Annotated in this window: 7 protein-coding genes; 4 read left to right on the forward strand and 3 right to left on the reverse strand. The window is 62.3% G+C overall.

Annotation, left to right across the window (positions count from 1 at the left end; genetic code table 11):
• Positions 1-91 precede the first annotated feature (91 nt).
• Both BDIM_RS17085 and BDIM_RS05145 read left to right on the forward strand, forming a co-directional pair.
• On the forward strand, positions 92-409 hold the full coding sequence (locus BDIM_RS17085; protein WP_003164512.1) for a helix-turn-helix transcriptional regulator: 318 nt from the start codon (positions 92-94) through the stop codon (positions 407-409).
• Positions 406-1,659: a type II toxin-antitoxin system HipA family toxin gene (locus BDIM_RS05145; RefSeq protein WP_040345075.1), complete on the forward strand. Its 1,254-nt coding sequence runs from the start codon at positions 406-408 to the stop codon at positions 1,657-1,659. The genes BDIM_RS17085 and BDIM_RS05145 overlap by 4 nt, the downstream gene beginning before the upstream one ends.
• 50 nt (positions 1,660-1,709) lie before the next feature.
• On the opposite strand, the gene BDIM_RS05150 is transcribed toward BDIM_RS05145, so the two are convergent.
• The 3 genes from BDIM_RS05150 to BDIM_RS05160 are packed head-to-tail and all read right to left on the reverse strand — an operon-like array spanning position 1,710 to position 3,492.
• Positions 1,710-2,261: a hypothetical protein gene (locus BDIM_RS05150; protein ID WP_003164513.1), complete on the reverse strand. Its 552-nt coding sequence runs from the start codon at positions 2,259-2,261 to the stop codon at positions 1,710-1,712.
• Between the two features lie 47 nt (positions 2,262-2,308).
• Positions 2,309-2,932, reverse strand: a complete 624-nt coding sequence (locus tag BDIM_RS05155; RefSeq protein WP_003164514.1) for a hypothetical protein — start codon at positions 2,930-2,932, stop codon at positions 2,309-2,311.
• Between the two features lie 5 nt (positions 2,933-2,937).
• Positions 2,938-3,492 carry a hypothetical protein gene (locus BDIM_RS05160; RefSeq protein WP_040345078.1) on the reverse strand — a complete coding sequence of 185 codons (555 nt, stop codon included), beginning with the start codon at positions 3,490-3,492 and terminating at the stop codon, positions 2,938-2,940.
• 93 nt (positions 3,493-3,585) lie between these two features.
• Here BDIM_RS05160 and BDIM_RS05165 point away from each other — a divergent pair, with 93 nt between their 5' ends.
• Positions 3,586-4,218: a hypothetical protein gene (locus tag BDIM_RS05165; RefSeq protein ID WP_003164516.1), complete on the forward strand. Its 633-nt coding sequence runs from the start codon at positions 3,586-3,588 to the stop codon at positions 4,216-4,218.
• A gap of 16 nt (positions 4,219-4,234) precedes the next feature.
• Positions 4,235-7,129: TrlF family AAA-like ATPase (locus BDIM_RS05170; protein ID WP_040345080.1), on the forward strand; the 2,895-nt coding region annotated here is incomplete at its 3' end.

A 7,129-nucleotide genomic window follows, 5' to 3' on the forward strand; every position in this document is an offset into this window, starting at 1 on the left:
CCGGTAGCGGGAGAATTCCAGCACCGTCCCAAATTGTCCATATGAGGACAATTATCTTGCCTTTTGCCGTGTAACTGGCCATATCAGGCCTATGCTAAAAACGCCTTTCGAAATTCAACATGCCATTGCGGAGCGACTAAAGGCCCGCCGCGTCGCTTTGGGCTGGACCCAACAGGATGCTGCGCAGCGCGCCGGCGTTGCTTATCGGACCTGGCGGCGGCTGGAAAACGAAGGCAAGGCCTCGTTTGAGGACGTGATCAAGTCCGCCGTGGCTTTGCGATGCGAAGGTGGCCTCGAAGCGCTTTTCCCACCTCCAGTCGCCACAAGCCTTGATGGCCTGCTGAAACATCAGGCCGCGAACGCGGCGCCGCCTGTTCGGGTGCGCGTGCGCAAGTCGCTTCAATCATGAAGCTAGCGCCGGGAGCCCCACTGGCCGCGAGCCTGACGTTCGACGACACGGCGGCTCCGATGCCCATTGGCCGGTTGGCCATGGCCGGCGGGCTGGCTCAGTTGGAATGGTCCAACGAGGCGATCGCCGCAGCGTTGCCGATCTCCGGCTTGCTCTACCCTCCCGAGCCAGGTCTTCACCCTGCCCGCGGGCGGGAATTCGACGGCCTGCATGGTTTCCTGTCCGACAGCCTGCCGGAGGGGTGGGGCTATCTCGTCATGCGGCGCCGCCTTGCCAAGCTCGGCCTGCAGATCGACGCCTTGAGTCCACTGGATCGCCTGGCGCTGGTGGGCGACCAGGGACGTGGAGCCCTGACCTATTTGCCGGCGACGGCCCCGCCGCCGGAGGTCGAAAGCCTCGATCTGGATGCTCTGGCCGCTGAATCGGTGGCCATCCTTGCCGGGCACGAAGGCGAGCTCGCGGCCACCCTGGCCACCCTGGCCGGCGGGTCTGGTGGCGCGCGGCCGAAGGTTCACGTCGGGTTTGACGGTGCGGGGCGTATCTCCGTGTCGGAGGGTGAAACAGCTCCCGATCACGAGTCCTGGATCGTCAAGTTCGCGGCCACGAACGACCCGCCCGACATTGGGCCGATCGAGGCGGCCTATGCCGCCATGGCCATCGCGGCCGGGTTGGAGATGGCTCCCTATCGCCTTTTGCCGTCCAAGACGGGACACGGCTATTTTGCGACGAGGCGGTTCGACCGACCGCATCCGGGGCGGCGCTTGCATATGGTCTCGTTGAGCGGCGCGATCGAAGCGCCGTGGCGCCTACCGTCGAGCTACGATCTGTTCCTGCGGGCGACGCTGACCATCACACGCCACGCGGACGATCTGCTCGCGGCTTTCCGGCGAATGGCCTTCAACGTGCTCGCCAGCAATCGCGATGATCATACACGGCAGCACAGCTACCTGATGGACGATCGCGGCGAGTGGCGGCTGTCGCCTGCCTATGACCTCACCTACTCGGCGGGCCCTGGGGGAGAGCACTATCTGGACATCGAAGGCGAGGGGCGCAATCCGACTCGCGGGCAGGTCCAGTCGCTGGGGCGACGGCATGGTCTATCGGACGCTACGATGGAGTCGGTGATCGAAGAGGTGCGGGTCTCGGTGGAAGACTGGTCGCGGTTCGCCGAGGAGGCGGGGGTAACAAGGGCGTCCAAGGCGGAGATCAGCACGGCGCTTGGAGCGGTGGCGGCGCGTTTCTTCGCCTAGGGTACAGCTGCTCTGGCGGGAGATCAGGAGCTAGCGCGCCACGCCGTTTCTCAGCGGACCTGTTTGACGGAACGCATAATGCTCAGGGCGACCGAGAGGCTCAGGCCCATGTCCAGGCACAGCTTGAAGAACTCTTCCGAAGCATGGTGCGGCTCCAAGCCGTACTGACGGACGAGCTTTCGGGCGTGCTTGCCCAGCGGTATGGCGTCGCTGAGCGATACCCATTCCGGGTTCCCCACCTGCTTCTCGAAGTCGACGATCACGGGATCGGCCAAGTCCGCGCCGAGCAATAGATAGCGCAGGTGCTTGATGAAATGCGGATGCGTGTAGATGTCCTGGCCGAGGCAATCGTTTCGCTCGAACATGCCCTTGCGCGAGGCTTTGACCCGGCCTGGATTGTATTCGATATCGTTCCAGTAGCGCAGCCGGTGGGCAGGGACGCCGTTCCGTTCGGAGAGTGAGGAAAGCAGGGCCAATATCGGCTCAGCATTGGCGTTGTAGGCGGCGTGCCCCTCATCGTGATTGCGATGCGAAAGGCGCAGGTCGATCTTGGAAAATAGAGCCTCTTCAGCCTCGCTGAGAGGGATCCGATATTTTTGCATGCGATCCTCAACTCCATCCTGGCCGGCTAGGTCGTTTACGACCCTACTCACTTGGCGGCGCCGATGAAATCGGTCGTGCTCATCACAGCTGGTGCCAAGAATTCTGACCTCGGAGCCTCGGCGATATAGTCGCGGTAGGCGAAGTTGATGAGGTCTCGCACCAACTCGAGGAGCCCGCCGGGAGGCAGGCCTTCAAAAGGATCGCCGTGCGCAAGGGTGTTTCGACGTTCGGCGAGAGTTGGACGGGTGTCACCCGTCAATTGGCCGATGGCGGTTCCGCCACAGCGCGTAATCATGGGGATCTGCGCATCGGTCAGACCATCCGATTCGACCATGAACTTCAGGAGCGCGGCGAAACTGCGCTTCGACTTTGAGATGCGCCCGCCGTAGCGATCCATCACCGCCAGTTCCAGCGCGATCAGGGCAGCGAGTTCGCCGGCTTTCACCACGCCGAAATCGGCCCAGCCCAGCAAATAGAGCGTTTGAGCGCGTGCGAACTTCGCGCGAACGATGTCAGGAATCCGCTGGTCGATGCCGAGACTCGCGACGAAGCGCCGCCAATCGGCGGCTTTCTCGAACTGGACGAAGCCTCCCGGATTGCCCGGTGTCGGCCAGGCGAGCAGCACCGGCTGTTCTCGATCGGTGAGCGTGATGTGGGCTTGATCGGTCATCGACGTCAGGCGGGCCGCAGCATCCGTTCGATGCGGAGCCGCTGAAAGCCATGAGCATGCACATGCGTGCGCAGCTGGCGGATGTCGTGGACACCAAACGCGACGGCCGCCTTCAATGGGCTGGCGAAGGTCGCGTAGTAGGACCAGCGGGCGCCAGTCGGCAGCGGCGCATTCTGGCGGCGATCGGTGATGACGACATCGCGTGGGTCACTGGTGTTGCGGAAAGCGTGGAACGTGATCCAGTCGGGTCGACGGTAGCGCGCGGCCTTGCTGAACGGCACCGACTGCAGCTTCACGTCGGTCTGATCCAGAACCCAGTCGCGCTGCTCCATAATCTGGCGGACCATGTGACCGACCATCTGCTTGACGCGATCGGCGAGAACCTCCTCGCGAAACTCCTCCAGTAGGTGCTCCTCAATACCTTCGACTGCTGGCTTGCTGAGCTGGGAGGCTGTCTCGAGGCGAGCAACATTCTCGGGCTGGGTCAGGAACGCCCAGATGCGCTGGCCGAGTTCTGTCTCGTATAGCGACGCGAATTTATCGGGGTTATAGGCAAACATGACGAGGCCTCCTTTACCGGGCAAATATGGGCGGTCATGTTGACGTGTCAATGGGCGCTGGATAGATTTCCGATCAGATGAGGGAGATGGGTTTTGGATTTCGAGGATCTGGTGACGGCGCTGGCGCCGCCGCCCAATCGCATCGGCAAGGCCGATGGCGATCACGAACATCACCTTTACGAGGGCGCCGTGATGGTGGCGTACGCAATGCATTTGCTGCGCACGCAAGGTGCCCAGCACGTTCGGATCCATCCAGACGGCGAGCATGGCAAACAGTTCGATTTCTCTGGGTGGCTGGAGCGTCGCCAGTTCCAGAAGGTCTCCGCGATCGGAACCACGGCTTATGGCGGCGTCTATGAGCATTCCGCCGGACAGACGATCACCGTCAATCCGAGATCAGGTCTGGGCGACGTTGTTGCTGACATTGGCGATCACGTCATCTCGGCCGAGTGCAAGGGCGGCATCATCAACACCAGGCATTCCGGCCAGGTGTCCCGACTTTACAAAGGCCTGTGCGAGACGGTCGGCATGCTCATGGCGACGCCAACGCAGGGGCGACAAGTTGCGGTCGTTCCGTTCACGGCCAGCACCTTACGCCTTGCGGAGCGCCTTGCGCCGCGGTGCGCCATAGCTGGGATCGAGATCGCTCTGGTCGGCGGCCGCGGGGAAGTCATGGACGTGAAGTCGCCCGGAGGCGCACAGCACGCTACAAGCACGCTCAAGTAGCAAGAAAGGTGGGGGAATGCTGAGTCGGGGATCTGAGTGGCGGCGTTGGGAGCCGCATATCCACGCGCCGGGCACGGTGATGAACAATCAGTTCAGCGGGCCGACGGCCTGGGAGGATTATCTGACGGCGCTTGAGCAGGCCAAGCCGGTGATCCAGGCCGTAGCTGTTACCGACTATTATGTGACTGACACCTACGAGGAAGTGCTTCGTCAACGCGAGGCCGGCCGGCTGCCACACGCCGAGCTCGTGTTTCCCAATGTCGAGCTGAGACTGGACGTGGCGACGGCCAAGGGTGGCTTCGTCAATCTGCACCTCTTCGTGAGCCCGGAAGATCCAGACCACGTTGCAGAGCTGCGGCGATTGCTGTCGCGGCTGCAGTTCAACGTCATGCAAGATCGCTTCGACTGCACCAAGGAAGACCTCATCCGCCTGGGCAAAAAGGCAGATCCGAAAATCACTGATGATGGTGCGGCGCTGTCCTACGGAGCCAACCAGTTCAAGGTGAATTTCCAGAAGTTGCGGGAGGTGTTTTCCGAAAGCAGCTGGGCGAAGAAGAACATCCTGATAGGCGTTGCGGGCGGCGCGACCGATGGGACGTCGGGCGTGCGCGAGGCTGCCGATCAGACCATTCGGCGCGAGATCGAGAGCTTTGCTCATGTGATTTTCGCGAGCAGCGAAGCGCAGCGTGATTTCTGGCTCGGAAAGCGCGATCTGACGCCTGCCGAGGTTCGCAGCCGATATGGCGGGCTCAAGCCCTGTCTGCACGGCAGTGACGCCCATAAGTTGGAGGACGTCGCCACCCCGTTCGGTGATCGCTTCTCTTGGATCAAGGGCGCGCTAGAGTTCGATGCATTGCGTCAGGCGTGCATCGATCCGGGCGGTCGCGCACACGTCGGCGCCGAGCCGCCCGCATCGGCCACGCCTTCACAGGTGATCGCGCAGATCGAGATCCTCGACGCACCGTGGGTGACGACGCCGGTCATCCCGCTCAACCCAGGGCTTGTGGCGATCATCGGCGCTCGCGGATCTGGCAAGACTGCACTGGCCGACATGATCGCGGCGGGGTGCGACTCGATTACCGATGAGTCCTGGAACGCTGACGAATGGGCCAATCCGTCCTTCCTCGTCCGGGCCCGGCCCTTGATCGGCGACGGGAAGGTCAAGGTGAGTTGGGCGGCGGGCGAGCCTAGCGTTCGCTCTCTTAACGGTGCGGACGCAAACGGCCCGTTTGCCTACCAGCGTGTGCGTTACCTGTCGCAGCAGTTTGTCGAGGAACTTTGCTCATCGAGCGGCCTGACCGACGGCCTGCTTCGTGAGATCGAGCGGGTGATTTTCGAGGCCCATCCCGACGAGGAACGCGACGGCGCGCTGGATTTCGAGGAACTGCTGGAACAGCGGGCGACCCGGCATCGGCTCGCGCGCCAGCGCGAGGCCGAAGCGGTCTCGCAAATCTCCGATCGGATCAGCACCGAACTTGAGAAGGAAAAGCTAGTCGCTACCTACGAGGGACAGGTCGCGCAGAAGAAGAAGCTGATCGACGCTTACACGGCCGACCGCGCCAAGCTGGTTTCGGCTGGAAGCGAGCTCCGCGCGCAACGTCACACGGATTTGGCAGGCGCTGCGAACCAGGTGCGAGCGAAGCTGCGCCAATACACCGGCCAGCGTCAGACGTTCCTGGCGATGCAGGACGAAGTGAAGGATCTGCGACGAAATCAAGCTCCTGAAACGCTCCGCCAAGCCCAGAGCCGACACCCCCAAAGCCGTATGTCAGAAGAACAGTGGGCGGCTTTCCTGTTGGATTATAAGGGCAAGGTCGATGACGATCTGGCCGGCTATGTGAAATGGGCGGATCGCAAGATCGCGGAACTGAAGGGCATAGCGCCACCTGCCGGCGATCCGAATACGCCTTTCTTCCCGGACGACACTGACCTCGCCACCTTGTCGCAGGCCGTCCTCGACGCGGAAATGGGCCGACTGGAGAAGCTCGTCAGCGCCGACAAGGAAACGCAGAAGCGATATACCGCCCTGTCCGGCAGCATCGCGACGGAGACGGCGGCCCTTCAGACCCTTAGCGACAAGTTGAAGGACGCGCAGGGCGCCAAGGACCGTGCGCGTGACCTGCAAAGCGAGCGCGAAGAGGCCTACGGCAGGGCGTTCGATGCTCTGGTCGCGGAGCAGTCGGTCCTCGAACAGCTCTACGCGCCGTTGATGGCGAGGCTCGCCGCGTCGTCCGGCACGTTGAAGAAATTATCGTTCTCCGTCGCCCGGGTCGCCGATGTCGAGCAGTGGGCATCGGAAGCCGAAGATGGGCTCATTGATCTGCGCAAGGCCGGATCATTCCGGGGTAAAGGCACGCTGGTTCAAAAGGCGAATGAGGTTCTGAAAGACGCGTGGGAGGCCGGAGACTCCGCCGCCGTCGGCGCTGCAATGGCGAAATTCCGCGGCCTCTACCAAAAGGATCTGCTCGACCATTCCCCGGTCGCGCATACCGATCAGGTCGAGTTCCGGGCGTGGTCGAAGCGGTTTGCACAATGGCTCTTCAGCACCGACCATATCTCGATCCGATACGGTATCGACTATGATGGCGTCGATATCCGCAAGCTGTCGCCGGGCACGCGCGGGATCGTTCTATTGCTGCTGTACCTTGCCCTCGACGACAGCGACGATCGCCCGCTCGTGATCGACCAGCCAGAGGAAAACCTCGACCCGAAGTCAGTGTTCGACGAGTTGGTGCATCTGTTTGTCGAGGCGAAGTCGCATCGTCAGGTGATCATGGTGACGCATAACGCGAACCTGGTGATCAACACCGACGCAGATCAGATCATCATCGCTGAGTCTGGTCCGCATCCGCACGGTGCATTGCCCCCGATCACATACACCTCCGGCGGCCTGGAAAGCGCTTCGATAAGG

Source organism: Brevundimonas diminuta ATCC 11568, from assembly GCF_000204035.1.
GTDB classification, from domain to species: domain Bacteria; phylum Pseudomonadota; class Alphaproteobacteria; order Caulobacterales; family Caulobacteraceae; genus Brevundimonas; species Brevundimonas diminuta.